The sequence below is a fragment of the Thiomicrospira sp. genome (assembly GCF_014859555.1).
Lineage (GTDB): Bacteria > Pseudomonadota > Gammaproteobacteria > Thiomicrospirales > Thiomicrospiraceae > Thiomicrospira.
Window position 1 is genome coordinate 1 of record NZ_JACUTY010000007.1, and the last position, 14,787, is coordinate 14,787.

The 14,787-nt window shown below is 45.8% G+C and carries 19 protein-coding genes; 13 read left to right on the plus strand and 6 right to left on the minus strand.

Going from position 1 to position 14,787, the window contains the following annotated elements; genetic code table 11:
- Position 1: 1 nt before the first annotated feature.
- Positions 2-1,183 carry an organoarsenical effux MFS transporter ArsJ gene (arsJ, locus tag IBX48_RS02270; protein ID WP_296830276.1) on the minus strand — a complete coding sequence of 394 codons (1,182 nt, stop codon included), beginning with the start codon at positions 1,181-1,183 and terminating at the stop codon, positions 2-4.
- 190 nt (positions 1,184-1,373) lie between these two features.
- Positions 1,374-2,390, minus strand: a complete 1,017-nt coding sequence (locus IBX48_RS02275; RefSeq protein ID WP_296830278.1) for an ArsJ-associated glyceraldehyde-3-phosphate dehydrogenase — start codon at positions 2,388-2,390, stop codon at positions 1,374-1,376.
- A gap of 197 nt (positions 2,391-2,587) precedes the next feature.
- Here IBX48_RS02275 and IBX48_RS02280 point away from each other — a divergent pair, with 197 nt between their 5' ends.
- The gene (locus IBX48_RS02280; RefSeq protein WP_296830281.1) at positions 2,588-3,127 is read left to right on the plus strand and encodes a hypothetical protein; all 540 of its coding nucleotides are present in this window, start codon (positions 2,588-2,590) and stop codon (positions 3,125-3,127) included.
- A gap of 123 nt (positions 3,128-3,250) precedes the next feature.
- On the opposite strand, the gene IBX48_RS02285 is transcribed toward IBX48_RS02280, so the two are convergent.
- Together IBX48_RS02285 and IBX48_RS02290 are read right to left on the minus strand one after the other, a co-directional pair.
- Positions 3,251-3,835, minus strand: a complete 585-nt coding sequence (locus IBX48_RS02285; protein WP_296830283.1) for an MTH895/ArsE family thioredoxin-like protein — start codon at positions 3,833-3,835, stop codon at positions 3,251-3,253.
- Positions 3,836-3,857: 22 nt separating this feature from the next.
- Positions 3,858-4,817, minus strand: a complete 960-nt coding sequence (locus IBX48_RS02290) for a permease (RefSeq protein WP_296830285.1) — start codon at positions 4,815-4,817, stop codon at positions 3,858-3,860.
- A 268-nt stretch (positions 4,818-5,085) separates the two neighbouring features.
- Here IBX48_RS02290 and IBX48_RS02295 point away from each other — a divergent pair, with 268 nt between their 5' ends.
- The 8 genes from IBX48_RS02295 to IBX48_RS10625 all read left to right on the plus strand — a co-directional run bounded on the left by IBX48_RS02295 (position 5,086) and on the right by IBX48_RS10625 (position 10,588).
- Entirely contained in the window at positions 5,086-6,432 is a 1,347-nt protein-coding gene (locus tag IBX48_RS02295; protein ID WP_296830287.1) for an FAD-dependent oxidoreductase, read from the plus strand.
- Positions 6,425-7,429: a GTP-binding protein gene (locus IBX48_RS02300; protein ID WP_296830289.1), complete on the plus strand. Its 1,005-nt coding sequence runs from the start codon at positions 6,425-6,427 to the stop codon at positions 7,427-7,429. Before IBX48_RS02295 ends, IBX48_RS02300 begins: the two co-directional genes overlap by 8 nt.
- A gap of 92 nt (positions 7,430-7,521) precedes the next feature.
- Positions 7,522-8,469: a GTP cyclohydrolase FolE2 gene (gene folE2 / locus IBX48_RS02305; protein WP_296830291.1), complete on the plus strand. Its 948-nt coding sequence runs from the start codon at positions 7,522-7,524 to the stop codon at positions 8,467-8,469.
- Positions 8,470-8,912: 443 nt separating this feature from the next.
- Positions 8,913-9,173 carry a DUF4160 domain-containing protein gene (locus IBX48_RS02310; protein WP_296830293.1) on the plus strand — a complete coding sequence of 87 codons (261 nt, stop codon included), beginning with the start codon at positions 8,913-8,915 and terminating at the stop codon, positions 9,171-9,173.
- Positions 9,174-9,176: 3 nt separating this feature from the next.
- Positions 9,177-9,431, plus strand: coding sequence for a DUF2442 domain-containing protein (locus IBX48_RS02315; RefSeq protein WP_296830295.1), 255 nt, complete (start codon positions 9,177-9,179; stop codon positions 9,429-9,431).
- Positions 9,432-9,504: 73 nt separating this feature from the next.
- Entirely contained in the window at positions 9,505-9,774 is a 270-nt protein-coding gene (locus IBX48_RS10620; protein ID WP_365942342.1) for a helix-turn-helix domain-containing protein, read from the plus strand.
- Between the two features lie 45 nt (positions 9,775-9,819).
- A complete protein-coding gene (locus tag IBX48_RS02320) occupies positions 9,820-10,215 on the plus strand; it encodes a transposase (RefSeq protein WP_296830296.1) in 396 nt (131 codons plus the stop codon).
- A gap of 178 nt (positions 10,216-10,393) precedes the next feature.
- Positions 10,394-10,588 carry a transposase gene (locus IBX48_RS10625; protein WP_365942343.1) on the plus strand — a complete coding sequence of 65 codons (195 nt, stop codon included), beginning with the start codon at positions 10,394-10,396 and terminating at the stop codon, positions 10,586-10,588.
- Positions 10,589-10,816: 228 nt separating this feature from the next.
- On the opposite strand, the gene IBX48_RS02325 is transcribed toward IBX48_RS10625, so the two are convergent.
- Positions 10,817-11,032 (minus strand): YjfB family protein, encoded by a 216-nt coding sequence (locus IBX48_RS02325; protein ID WP_296830298.1) that lies wholly within the window; start codon positions 11,030-11,032, stop codon positions 10,817-10,819.
- 1 nt (position 11,033) lies between these two features.
- On the minus strand, positions 11,034-11,393 hold the full coding sequence (gene yidD / locus IBX48_RS02330; RefSeq protein ID WP_296830385.1) for a membrane protein insertion efficiency factor YidD: 360 nt from the start codon (positions 11,391-11,393) through the stop codon (positions 11,034-11,036).
- 225 nt (positions 11,394-11,618) lie between these two features.
- Between yidD and proC the strand changes: the two genes are divergently transcribed.
- From proC to metW, 4 genes are read left to right on the plus strand one after another with little or no spacing between them, the layout of a single operon-like run.
- Positions 11,619-12,443: a pyrroline-5-carboxylate reductase gene (gene proC / locus IBX48_RS02335; RefSeq protein WP_296830300.1), complete on the plus strand. Its 825-nt coding sequence runs from the start codon at positions 11,619-11,621 to the stop codon at positions 12,441-12,443.
- Positions 12,443-13,012, plus strand: coding sequence for a YggT family protein (locus tag IBX48_RS02340; protein WP_296830302.1), 570 nt, complete (start codon positions 12,443-12,445; stop codon positions 13,010-13,012). The genes proC and IBX48_RS02340 overlap by 1 nt, the downstream gene beginning before the upstream one ends.
- Before the next feature lie 10 nt (positions 13,013-13,022).
- Entirely contained in the window at positions 13,023-14,162 is a 1,140-nt protein-coding gene (locus IBX48_RS02345; protein ID WP_296830304.1) for a homoserine O-acetyltransferase, read from the plus strand.
- A gap of 8 nt (positions 14,163-14,170) precedes the next feature.
- Positions 14,171-14,773: a methionine biosynthesis protein MetW gene (gene metW / locus IBX48_RS02350; RefSeq protein ID WP_296830387.1), complete on the plus strand. Its 603-nt coding sequence runs from the start codon at positions 14,171-14,173 to the stop codon at positions 14,771-14,773.
- Positions 14,774-14,787 lie beyond the last annotated feature (14 nt).

The following is a 14,787-nucleotide window of genomic DNA, read 5'->3' on the forward strand; positions in this document are numbered from 1 at the left end:
GTTAAGCTGACTGGTTCATTTTGGTGACGAGTAATCCGGCGATGAGGATAAAGCCGGCGGAGAAATACAGACAGGCTTCCATGCCTGCAACTTGATAAACGTAACCCGACAATACCGTGCCCATTAACCGACCACCGGCATTGGCCATATAGTAGAAACCGACGTCTTTGGACGTGCCGTCGGCATTGGCGATGGAGACAATTAAATAAGAATGTACCGCTGAATTTAATGCAAACAACACGCCGAAAACCACCAGGCCTGCTATTAATATGGTTTGCGGCTCAATATCCAAAGTTAACGCCATGACAAACGGCACGGCGGCCAACACCAGCGCTAACCAGCGTGCGGTTTTATCGGTCGGATTCGCGCCGGATTTTAGGCCGGTTAATTTTGGCGTTAAGGCTTGAATAATACCGTAACCGATTACCCACAAGGCCATAAACGCGCCCACCGAGGTAGGCTCCCACTTTAGCACCCCCACCAAAAACACCGGTAAGGCCACCACAAACCAAACATCACGCGCACCGAACAAGAAAAATCGGGCGGCGGACAGCCAATTTAAACTGGGGTTTTTGGAGAGCATTTCATTGAACTTGGGTTTGTTTTTGGCCTTGCCTAATGAGCCGTCCAAAAACACGATCGACACCAATAAGGCCACCGCCAACATCCCACTCATAATCATCATCGACTCGGCAAAACCGTAGGCCGACAACAACACCGCGCCAACAAAAAAACCCACGCCTTTGAGCGCGTTTTTTGAGCCAGTTAATAAGGTCACCCAACGATATAGTTGGCCGGAAGTATCTGAGGCGAGGTTTTTTATTGAACTTTTAGCGCTCATTTTATTCAGGTCTTTGGCGATGCCGGATAAGGCTTGCGCTATCATTACATAGACCACCCCGAGCCATTCGGGCGGCACGGTGAGCATCATTAAAGCCAGAATTTGCAAACCCAGCCCAATGTTCATGGTGATGTTCAACCCCCAACGTGCGCCCAGCCAGCCGCCAATCAGATTGGTAACGATGCCGAAAAACTCATAAAACAAAAACAGCAACGCAATTTGTAGCGGGCTATACCCCAACTGCCAGAAATACAACACCACCAACATACGCAACGCGCCGTCGGTTACGGTAAACGCCCAGTAGTTGCCAGTGACGATTGCATATTGCTGAGTGGGAGACATGGTTAAAGCCTTTTGGTTTGTTTTTGAACCACGAAGGACACGAAGAGCGCGAAGTTAATTTTTAATTTTAAGTTATCAAACCTGAATTGGCTTATAACAAACATGGTTAGTTAAGTTATGAGTTTAAAACTATTTAACTCTAAAACCTTCGTGCGCTTCGTGTCCTTCGTGGTTAAAAATTTACAAGAGTTTAAACAGTGCGATTCATTTGCGCCGCTTTGACCGCCAGTTCCATCATGCGCAAGACATAACCGATTTCGTTATCGTACCAAGCCAGAATTTTCACTTGCGTGCCGTTCACCACCATGGTGGATGGCGCATCAATGACCGATGAGCAGGTTTCGCCTTCGTAATCTACCGATACCAGCGGGCGTTCTTCGAAACCTAAAATGCCTTTTAGATAGCTATTGGCGGCTTGTTGTAGTTTTTGATTCACCTCTTCGACCGAGGTTTCGCGCCTCATTTCCAATACTAAATCGGTCAAAGACGCATTCATCAGCGGCACACGCACCGCCACGCCATTCAACTTGCCTTTTAATTCTGGGAAAATCGATGCAATCGCGGTCGCGGAACCCGTTGTAGTCGGAATCAAAGATTCAAAACTCGCACGTGCGCGACGTAAATCTTTATGCCCATGATCGACCACTTTTTGGGTGTTGGTGCGATCGTGCATGGTGGTGATCATGCCGTGTTTAATACCGATTTGTTCGTGCATGACTTTAATCACCGGTGCAATGCAGTTGGTGGTGCAGGACGCGGCGGTAATAATGGGGTCTTTACCCGCTTCAAAAATGTGATCGTTAATACCCATTACAATGTTTTTAATGCCCTCTTTCATCGGTGCGGCCACCACAATTTGCTTTACACCTTGATCTAAATAGGCTTGCAACGATTCTTTGGTGCGGAATTTACCGGTCGCTTCAATCACCACATCTAAATTCAGGCTTTGCCAATCCGTATCGGCGATGTCTTTATTTGAGCTGTAACTAATGCGCTTGCCTTCAATCACAATCTCGCTACCTTCGGCCACCGCGTCTCTTGACCAGCGACCATGTGCTGAGTCAAACTTGGTTAAATGTGCTGAACCATAAGCATCGGTGGCGATTTCGTTGATATGCACAATTTCAATATCCGGCCAACCCCAAGCTTCACGCAAAGCCAAACGTCCCATTCGTCCATAACCGTTAATTGCAACTCGAATTGTCATACCCTGTTCCTTATATCTGAAATATCGTATTTAGAAGCAGTATAAATTAGTTTGCATAAACATAAATTACAATTTTATGATAAAAATCCAATCCTATTCAGTTAGAATCTTACTTTGACCATCATAAGGGCACCCTAATTGAACTATTGTCTGAATTTCTATAAAGTAAGCTTTCTAAAAATTTAGGGTCTCATCAAATGTTAAAAAGATCGTTGTTAGCCTTGTGCTTTTTATTGGGTTCATCGCAAGTTTATGCTGACACGAAGCAAGATGAAGGTCATCAATTTCTGGTGCAAACTTCGCTTTGGACACATCATTACCAACACGACCCGGATCACAATAATCAGCAAGAGTTAATCAACCTTCTGTGGTATCCGAGCGCACAATACCAGCCCGAAACTTTAACAAATAGTGCTTATACCTGGGTAAACCACACCCAATGGTTTGTAGGCGCGGCAACCTTTAAAAATTCTTTTTCACAACGCACTTATTACGGCTATGTTGGCGGGCGTTACCGTTTTAATAAATATGAATTTATAGAGCCATATCTGCGTTTGACCGGCGGATTACTGCACGGTTACCGTGGCGAATATCAAGATAAAGTTCCGCTCAACAAATATAAAACCGCCCCCGTTTTAGTGCCCTCAATTGGGGTAGACATACAACAGGTGAGCCTTGAGCTGGCGGCTTTCGCGGCCTCGGGAGTGATGTTGAATATCGGCTACTATTTTAGATAAGCACCAGGCCTGGTGCTTGCCTAAAAGAGACTCGTCTAAAACGAAAACGCCCAACCCGCAAGGGTTGAGCGTTAATCTCATCAGATTTAAACAGCCTATTGAGCACCTCGATTAACTAGACCATTATTTAAACCAAGCTTCCACCATTTTAGCGGTTGGCACGCCTCCGGCGTGTACTACTTTTTCGTTCACGACCACGGCGGGGGTCGTCATTACACCGTATTTAGCGATTTCAGCCAAGTCTTCTTCTTTGTGCAACTCGATGTTCACACCCTGTTCTGCACTCACTTTTTCAATCTGCTTGTAAGTGTTATTGCAGTTAGCACAACCGGTTCCTAATACCTTAACCTTAAAAAGGTCGGTTTTATTTAGCGCACCGGCTTTATCTGTGTCGCCACCACAGCAGCCCGACATTTGTGGTTTGACTGAATCACCGCAACATGAACTTTCCGTCGATTTTTGCTGAGCCGGTTGCGATGACGTGCCACAAGAGCCACCTTCACAACACTGGCCGTCTTTAGAGAACTTAGCAATCAGACTGCCCGGGCAAAAACCAGTGTAAGTGGCCTGCAATCCCATTAAACCAGCAAAGGCCGTGACCCAAAGCCAACTCAGACTAAGCATGTCTACCTGCCCCATTAAATGCGCAATAATCATCGGCAACAACACCATGATCGCCATTAAACGTACGACTTTATTTCCTTTCATCTGTTTCCCCTTTAGGCTTACTTTAAGCAAAAATGTAATTAAACAACCAACCCACTAACATAAACGCAACCGCCAAAATCCCGGCAAACCAAATTAACGCCGGCCATTTGACAACCTTACGCAAAATAATCAACTCCGGTAACGATAACGCCGCAATACTCATCATCAAAGCCAAAGCGCTACCAATCGGCACACCTTTTCCTAACATCGCTTCAATGATTGGGATTACCCCCACCGCATTAGAATACAACGGGATCCCTAACAATACCGCCGCCGGCACCGACCACCAGGCCTGGTCACCGGCCAAATAGGTTTCGACCCATTCTTGTGGAACGTAACCATGAAACAACGCACCCAATGCAATACCAACCAACACCCATTTCCATAAACGACGGAAGATTTCTTTAACTTCGGCCACCGCATTGTGGTGACGACCACGCAATGAATTGTCGGATGCGACACCGGCGACTTGTCCCATTTGAATTTTCCAAACATAATCTTCTACCCAGCGTTCAGGTTTGAGTTTTTCCATTAATACACCGCCCACATAAGCGACCACCAGGCCTGCTACCAGATATAAAAGCGCCACTTCCCAGCCCAATATACTGATTAACATCACCATCGCGATTTCATTAATCATCGGGCTGGCAATTAAAAATGAATAGGTCACCCCCAGCGGCACACCGGCTTCAACAAACCCGATAAACAAAGGCACCGAGGAACAAGAGCAAAACGGTGTTAACGCCCCCAGTAGAATGGCTAAAGAACGCGCCATCCACTTGGGTTTGCCTTGCACATATTCACGCACTTTTTCCGACGAAACTAAGGTGCGCAACAAACCCATCAGATAAATAATAACGCCCAGCAACACAAAAATTTGCACCACGTCCATCACAAAAAATTGCACCGCCTGCCCGAGTCGGCTATCCGGCAATAAACCCAGCCACTGATACGCAACCAAATTACCCAATGCTGTAAACATGGCTTTTTCCATTAATAAGTTGAAACAAATATAAAGCTAAAATCAATATATCTGAATAACCAGATTAAAGCAATTATATTTCCTCCATAGCAAAGGGTGCTTAAGCAAACGTTTTGAAGGGAACCTTAATTTAACCACTTGAAAATTAGGCTATTCTGAACAAAACTCACTTTTAAACTAATTTATACCCCAATACAAATTAGTTATCCAAAAGCCAAGCTTTCCTTTATAATGACTGGTTCGATTCGTCCCAAGAGTTTTATCCATCATGAAGAAACGGGTTTTTGATGTTGTCATCGTCGGCGGTGGTATTTCTGGCTGTGCTTTGACCTATACCTTAGCAAAATACAGCGGTGTAAAATCCATCGCCGTGCTCGAAAAATACGGCAGCCTTGCGCCACTTAATTCGAATGCGCGTAGCAATAGTCAAACTCTGCACTGCGGAGACATCGAGACCAATTATTCATTGGCGAAAGCTGCTCAGGTAAAACGCCAAGCCAATATGCTGGTGCGTTACGCTGACCAGGTTGATAAAAACAACTTTATTTTCAAATTCCCAAAAATGATTTTGGCGGTCGGAGAGCAAGAGTGTGAGGTGTTGGAAAAACGCCACCACGAGTTTGCTGAAACCTTCCCTTATATGCAACTTTGGGATGCCGAAAAGATTGCCGAAATAGAACCGGCTGTCGCTCTAGTTAATGGCGAGCCACGCCCCGAAAAAATTCTCGCATCCGGCTGTACCGATGAATACAGCGCAGTGAACTATGGCAATTTGTCGCGCGCGTTTATTAATTCAGCACGCAAATACGCCAGCGACATTTCGATCAACTTGAGCACCGAAGTCAAACGCATTAAAAAGTTTGAAGACCATTACGAAATCACCACCCCACAAGGCACGTTTATGTCGCGTTTTGTAGTGGTGTCCGCCGGAGCGCACAGTTTGTTGCTGGCCAACCAGCTTGGGCACGGTTTAAAAATGTCGATTTTGCCAATGGCCGGCAGCTTTTATTATGTTCCGAAAATGCTCAACGGCAAGGTTTACACGATTCAGAACGACAAACTGCCGTTTGCCGCTTTACATGGCGACCCGGACTTAATTGAACCCAATAAAACCCGCTTAGGCCCAACTGCCTTGATGTTGCCAAAACTTGAGCGTTACACTGGCGGCACCTATTGGGATTTCTGGAGAAGTTTAAAGCTGGACTTTAAAGTTATAAAAGTCTTTTGGGACTTAATGAAAGACCGCGTAATCCGCAATTACATTTTCCGTAATATCGCGTTTGAAATTCCCGGCATTCGTCAAAAGCTGTTTTTAAAAGATGCTCGCAAAATCATTCCAGGCCTGCAGCAAAAAGACCTCACTTTTGCTCAAGGTGTGGGTGGTTTACGTCCGCAAGTCATCGACAAAGTCACTGGTGAACTTAAACTGGGCGAAGCCAGCATTGTACCGGAAGGCGAGAATTTAATTTTCAATATGACCCCTTCTCCGGGCGCAACCACCTGCTTGTACAACGCCTATCGCGATGCACGCATTGTGTGCGAATCCTTAGGGATTGAGCTGCACCGCAAACAATTGGTTGATGACCTACTAGATGGCCAAGACCTGTTTGAATAAACCGATTCCCGTCACCTTGGTGACAGGGTTGCTGGGTAGCGGCAAAACCAGTCTTATTCGCCACCTGCTTCAACACAAACCCACGCACACGCGCTGGGCGCTGATTATAAATGAATTTGGTGACATCGGCATTGACGGCGCCAGCTTGCAATCACAAGACGTGCCGTTATTTGAAGTCAACGGCGGTTGTATTTGCTGTAGCGCACAAGCAAATCTGGCGAAAGCGTTAAACCAAGTCGGCCAACTTAAATCACTTGATCGCTTAATTATCGAACCCACCGGCTTGGGTCACCCTGCCCAAATTCTTGACCTGCTGCAACGTCATCAAAACACTCAACCTTTTAAGCTACAAAACACCTTCTGTGTGCTTGATATGGCGAGTTTTAGCTTAGAACGTTATCAAAAATCGGCGGTTTTGCGCGATCAAATCAGCCTAGCCGATTACTTGGTATTAAATAAAACCGATTTAATTTCCGCCCAACAACTTGAGTCATCCGAAACTTTTCTGAAAAACCTGCGTCCAACAAAAGCCGCCATTATGGCGACTCAGCAAGCGAAAGTGGATCTTAGCTGGCTAGAGCAAACTCCCACCAGGCCTGGTTTTAGTTTATTAGAAGCCCCCATACACCAAGCCACACCCACTCAATCACTTGAAGCCGATAGCCAGTTGCCCAACGTGATTCGTGCTCACATTCAAGTTGGGCCAGTGAGCAGTGTCGGCTGGATTTTCACATCCAAGCTTTTATTTATGCGCCCGGCGGTTAGAGAATGGTTCGATACGCCACCGCCAGGCCTGGTTAGAGCCAAAGGTTTAATACGAATGGGTCAACAATGGCAGCAGCTTAATTGGATAGACGGTCAGCTCAGCCTTGAAGAGCAAGCTTGGCGTGCCGACAGCCGCTTGGAGTTGGTGTTTGATCAAGAGATTGATCCGACATTAAGCTTTCAAGCGCTAGAAAAAAGCCTGACAAATCTAATACAAGTTCGTGACCTATAAGCCAAAGCTTGTTATTATCTCCGATCTACTAAAATCAATAACACGCGCAGCATAGAATTCTATCTCGCGGTTAGGCTACAGAAGGAAATTGCATGACCAAGCACATGCCCGATATCGCGTGCCAACCCCACCAGGGCCCACAAGGTAAACTTAACTGGGTCGGAATGAGTGGCATAGAGCTGCCCATTCTGGTTCAATCCAAACACGAAGCCATTCGTTTATCGTCTCGCACTCAAGCTTATGTCAACTTAATTGACCCTAAAAGCAAAGGCATTCACATGTCTCGGCTATACTTGCTGCTTGACCAAATGGCGGTTCAAAACACCTTGTCACCTGCGCGTATACAAGATATTTTGAGCCAGTTTATTGAGTCGCACCAAGGTTTAAGTGATCACGCGTTTGTTGAATTCCGCTTTGACTATTATGAACGTCGTGCCTCTTTAATGAGTGACAATTCCGGCTGGAAACATTATCCGGCCACCTTCCGTGGTGAACTCAAACAAGGTCAATATTCCTGTGAAGTCACCATTGAAGTACCTTATTCGTCAACCTGCCCTTGTTCGGCGGCTTTGTCTCGCCAGCTAATTCAACAAGCGTTTGAAGAAAAATTTTCGCAGACTGAAAACTTGGATTATCACAAAGTAGTGGCATGGTTAGGCACACCGGAAGGGATTTGCGCGACACCTCATAGCCAGCGCTCTTACGCTCAAATTAAAGCCAATATTTCAAACATGTCTGACTTTGATTTTTCAGACTGGATTAATATCATCGAAAACAGTTTGAAAACCCCGGTGCAAGCCGCGGTTAAACGTGAAGATGAACAAGAGTTTGCGCGTTTAAATGCAAGTAATTTAATGTTCTGTGAAGATGCGGCCAGACGTTTACAAGCCACTCTGGATGAACAAACACAAGTGAGTGATTACTGGTTACGTGTGAATCATTTAGAAAGCCTGCATCCGCATGATGCGGTCGCGGTGGTGACCAAAGGCATTGAAGGCGGGTATATTGATGATCCAAATTTAATGGGCTTAATTAACTAATTTAGTTGCTTAAGCGTTTTGGGTATCCATATTTTGTGATTGATTATGGCTCTTTGTAGCGTGATAATAAAAACTCTTTTTATGATTGATTGGTGTTGACTCCGCTTATCAGGAGAGCTAATAGTGAAACCAGAATAAATTGATATTATTCCGGCCTTTGACGGCTGCTTCGCTGCATATGGCATGGACGATAGAGTTGAAGTTATTGAGCAAGTATTGCGTGGCGCATTGAGACTTATTGGATTATTGACGCATGCTCTTCAATCTCTTACCCTTTAACAATGGATGGTGAAGCTGGAAGTAATTGCATTGGTATCCATAATCCTGATAAAACCATAACTGTTTTTGAGGGCGCTATTTATCAATCCTTGGAGGAATTAAACAAGGTAAGGTACCCTAACAAATAGGGGCTGTAAAACCTAGATTGATTTAGAGGATTGAAAATGCCAACTATAAGCACATTCTACGGAATCATTATTCAGATGTTCTATGGCGACCATTCGCCACCTCATATTCATGTTAAATACAGCGGTCACGAGGCGGTTGTTGATTTTCAGAAAATGGAGATCATTAAAGGCTCGTTACCCCGTAGAGCAGCCAACTTGGTTTTAGACTGGGCAGAGTTGCATCAGTCTGAATTAATAGAAGATTGGGAGCTTTGCTCAAATCACCAAGCACCAAAACCTATTGCACCTTTGGAGTAAGTTATGGAATGGGATGTTACAGAAGTCAGTGTAAAAGCGGATAACGCGCTTTACGTTCGCTTTAAGGACGGGGTGCAAGGAACGGTAGAATTCGCCAATTCATTTTTCTACGGTGTTTTTGAAAAGTTGAAAGACCCTCAAGAATTTCGTCAAGTTCGCATAGTGGATGGCGTTGTTACATGGCCTGGTGAATTGGATTTGGCACCCGATGCAATGCATGACGAAATTCAGAAAACTGGCAAGTGGGTATTAGGCTGATGCAAGATACTGCTTCACAACCTACTCTAGGGCAACAAGCCGAATTATTCCCGAACTGTCATTCACACCTGGAATTGTTGGGTTTGGTAAGCGAGAACAGCTAATCCGTGACCTCCCCATTCATGGAAAGCGTGCAGGCATCTATGTCGATACCAAGCGTTATCAATGCAAATCTTGTCGAAAAACTTTCTATGAATCGATTCCAGAAACCGACGCCAAGCGTCAGATGACCATTCGTTTAAAAGACTGGATTGGTCATAAAGCTATTAAGAATACATTCGCCTCTATCGCCGAGGACATTGGAGTGGCGGAAGGCACAGTCAAATCGGTTTTCAATGACTAGATCAACGAACTTGAAAAGACAGTACGCTTCGAGACGCCCCAATGGATGGGCATAGATGAAATCCATCTGATTAAGCCGCGTGGCGTGATAACAAATATTCAAAACAATACTGTTGTCGAAGTGCTACCAAACCGTAATAAAGAAACTATGCTGCGCTATCTCGGCAACCTACATAACAAAGACGGTATTAAGTACGTGGTAATGGATATGTGGCGACCATACCGCGATGCGGTTGAGGCGGTATTGCCGAATGCAAGCATTGTCATTGATAAGTTTCATGTTGTGCGTATGGCAAATGATGCACTTGACACCGTACGTAAATCGCTACGCTCCGAACTAGAGCCAAAACAACGACGTCACCTCAAGAATGACCGTTTTATACTTCTCAAGCGTCGCAAGGAACTTTCCGACCATAAACATTTATTATGTCCGGCTGGTTAGAGAATTATCCTCAACTGACACTGGCCTATATTGCTAAGAAGCCTTTTACGAGATTTATGATGCGGAAAACCTGCTGGATGCCAACCATCGCTACCAGGCATGGCGCGAAATGATTAAACCCGAGATTGCCGGTGCTTATGCAAATTTAATCCGCGCTTTTGAGAATTGGTAACTGTATATTCTCAACTATTTTCATCACCCAGTGACGAATGCCTATACGGAGTCGCTAAACAACCTGATCCGTATTATGAAGCGCTTGGGTCGTGGATACTCATTTGAAGCGCTTAGAGCCAAGATTCTGTTTTCAGAAGGGATTCAAAGCATAAATACAAAAAACCGAAATTTGAGCGTCGTGGTCGTGACACAGAGGTGATGATGAAGTATTCGTTTAACGAAGAATGGCCTCCATCAACGCAAGAAAGAGAATTTATTGGCAACTATGGAGCTGACATTTCAATCCTGATTGAGAAAATTGAAAAAGGTGAGCTTTAGCCTTTATCAATCACAAAATATGGATATCCAGCGTTTTAAGCTTGAAGCGACAAACAATAAATGAGAACCGACACTGGATGTAAAGTCCAGCGTCACACTCAATTTACGACTAAGCCGTCGTATTGATATTTTGCCCAAGGTTCGCCGGCAACTTCGAAGCCGGAACCGGGGCGATCCCTTCCAACAACGTCATGACGGCGTCCGTTTGCGCATCCATGGACTTTTTCAGCATGGTTACTTGGGCTTCTTGTTTCGCATATACTTGGCTTTGCGCCATCGTACCTGCAACCACGCCGCCGGCGGTAACACCCTCTGGTATAGCCATGTTAACTCTCCTTTTTATCGCTGTCTTTAATGGTCTCGTCTGGTGATTTTTCCATGTCCGAGTCTTTTACAAGCTGATGGTCGTCACAGCGATGTCCCAACCAACCACAGCCACATTCAGGCACCGGATCTATGCCTCCGTCACTGCCGGGGTGACAAGAACCAATGCGCCGAATTGCTAGCCAGAAACCGTAAATCAATCCGTGTCGTTGCAACGCCTCAATGGTGTAGTGCGAACAAGTTGGATAAAAACGGCAACGTGGCCCTAATATTGGACTAATAAACAACTGGTAAAAGCGCACCAAGCCAATCATTAGCCACTTAAACGGGTTATATTTTTGCAGAATTTGCCAAACAGTCATCTCAGTCCACTCGTTATAAAACTTGCCTAAGTTTAGCAAACTCGGTGTTTCTATCATATGGACACCTAAGCTCTTATTAACTCTATCGACCCTCAAACTGAAAGCTTGAGCCAATGCTTTATCGGTAAAAGCGTGAATTCATCACTTTGGCGCTTCAGGCTGGCTTAAAAAAGCCCATATTTCTGGCATAATAGCGATATCAAACTGAATAAAGGACACAACAACATGAATTCCACCATCTGCTTCATTGGTGCTGGCAACATGAGCCGCAGCTTAATTGGCGGTTTGCTGGCTAGTGGTTATGACAAATCCAAAGTCTGGGCCTCCGATCCAAACACCGATACCACTGAATCCTTAAGCCAACGTTTTGACATTAAATGCTATAGCGACAATCAACAAGCCATCCAACAAGCCGATATTGTCGTGCTGGCGGTTAAACCTCAGCAATTACAAGCGCTAAGCAAAAGCCTGGCGCCGACAGTGCAAAACAAAAAACCGCTGCTGATTTCGATCGCGGCGGGTGTACGCAGCGCCGACATTGATCGCTGGCTAGGTAACAATCAGGCGATTGTGCGTAGCATGCCCAACACACCGGCTTTAATTCAAGCCGGCGCGACCGGATTATTTGCCAATCCCAAAGTCACCAGCACTCAAAAAGCCGATGCCGAACACATTTTGCGCGCCGCCGGTTTAACTTTGTGGGTCAATCAAGAAAACCAGCTCGATGCGGTAACTGCATTGTCCGGCAGCGGCCCGGCCTATTACTTCTTATTTATGGAAGCCATGGAGGCCGCAGGCAAACAACTGGGACTAGACCCTAAAACCGCGCATTTGCTCACGCTGCAAACCGCGTTTGGTGCGGCTAAAATGGCGCTAGAAAGCGCTGACGACTGCGCCACACTTCGCCAACAAGTCACCTCACCCAACGGCACCACCGAGCAGGCGATAAAAAGTTTTGAATCGGATCAATTTTCCGCCATTGTGTCGCGTGCCATGCACGCTTCTCACAAACGCGCACAACAACTAGCTGATGAATTAGGAGAAGAATAATGGGATCACCTGTCGATCAAGCCGGACTTTTTTTACTGCAATTTATAGCAGGCCTGGTGATATTTGTTTTGGTTTTACGATTTTTAATCCGCGCCACCCACACCGATTGGCGCAATCCGATTGTGATGTTTATTGCCAAAGTAACCAACCCAGTTTGTAAGCCGTTTGCGATGATTTTACCGTCTCAGGGACGCTGGGATTTGGCGGCGTTAGGTGCGGCCTTTACCATCCAAATCATTTTTGTGCTCCTCATCGGCTGGTTGAGCGCACGTGATTTTAGCTTAATGTTCATCTTTTTAAGCAGCCTAACCGAAATCATCAACGTACTGCTCGACATGCTGTTCTGGTTAATTATCATCCAAATTATCTTGAGCTGGATTGATCAAGGCCGTAACCCAAACCTGGATATATTTCGCCAGTTAACTGCCCCCATTTTGGCACCTTTCCAGCGGTTGATTCCGCCCATGGGTGGCTTTGACTTATCGCCGATTATCGCCATTCTAGTGATCAAACTTGCTCAGATATTAATTGTCGGTTCGATCGTGCAGCTTGCGCAAACTATGGTGTAAAATAGCGCCCATGAAAAACTCAATCGGAATCGTCACCCCGCAGACCTTGCATATTGATGAACCACTAGCCCTCGTCAGCGGCGCGGTGTTACCTCAATATGACTTGGTCTATGAAACCTATGGTTCGCTAAATGCCGAGGCCAGTAATGCCATTTTGATTTGCCACGCCCTGAGTGGCGATCATCATGTGGCCGGTTTTTATGACGGCGACGAAAAGCCCGGTTGGTGGAACGATTACATTGGCCCGGGCAAACCCATTGATACCGACGAGTTTTTCGTTGTCTGCTCTAACAATCTAGGCAGTTGCCGTGGTTCAACTGGCCCCACCTCACTTAACCCGGAAACAGGCAAAGCCTTTGGTAGTGACTTTCCGATTGTCACTTGCCGTGACTGGGTGCATAGCCAAAACCAATTACGCCAACACTTAGGTATTGACCAATGGGCGGCAATTGCGGGTGGCTCAATGGGCGGCATGCAGGTGATGCAGTGGGCAATTGATTATCCAGATAAACTTCGCCATGCGGTGGTGATTGCCGCCGCGCCTAAGTTAAGCGCGCAAAACATTGCGTTCAACGAGGTTGCACGCCGCGCAATTATGACCGACCCTGAGTTTCATGAAGGGCGTTTTATCGAAGCTGGCACCACCCCTAAAGGTGGTCTGGCCCTTGCGCGGATGTTAGGGCACTTAACCTATTTATCGGATGACATGATGGGCGCCAAGTTCGGCCGCGAACTGCGCGCTGACAAACTCAAATACAGTTTTGATGTCGAGTTCCAAGTTGAAAGCTACCTGCGTTATCAAGGTGAAAAGTTTGCTACTAAACAAAACTTTGATGCCAACACCTACTTACTCATGACCAAAGCACTCGACTATTTTGACCCCGCCGGCGAGTTTGAAAATAATTTAAGCCAAGCCTTCGCTCATACAAAAGCGCAGTTTTTAGTGGTTTCTTTTACCTCTGACTGGCGTTTTTCACCGGCACGTTCGCGTGAAATAGTAAGGGCGTTATTAGATAACGATTTAAGTGTGAGTTATGCCGAAGTCGAGTCTGAGCACGGCCACGATGCATTCTTACTGCCTAACACCCATTACGAAGGTATTTTCCGCGCATACATGCGTCGCCTACAACAGGAGGTTCGTCCTGCATGAACCAAGTTATCACGCCGGAATTTAAACTGATTTCTGACTGGATCTCACCGGGCTCCCACGTGCTAGATCTTGGCTGTGGCGACGGTACATTGTTAACCTACCTGAAGTCGTCTCGCCAAGTGCGCGGTTACGGCATGGAAATTGATCCACAAAAAAACATTCAAGCCGTTATGAATGGTATCAATGTGATTCAAAGCAACTTAAACAGTGGCGATTTAAACGCGTATTTTGATCCTCATAGCTTTGACTACGTCATCATGACCCAGGCTTTGCAAGTCGTTAGCCGCCCAGACTTGTTGCTTGACCGCATGTTAACCGTCGGTAAAGAAGGCATTATTACCTTCCCAAACTTTGGCCATTGGAAAATGCGTGCTCAACTGCTGTTTAAAGGCCGGATGCCAGAAACCGATACCCTACCCTACCATTGGTATGACACCCCCAACATACACCTCTGTACCTTTAACGACTTTGAAGGCCTTTGCGAAGAAAAAGGCATTGAAGTAATGGCCCGCACGGTTGTGAACACTCAACATCAAACCAATCTAGGTATGCGATTATGGCCAAATTTACTTGGAGAAGTCGCACTTTACAAGGTAAAAAAGCGTAATTAAGATAAACCTCTCTT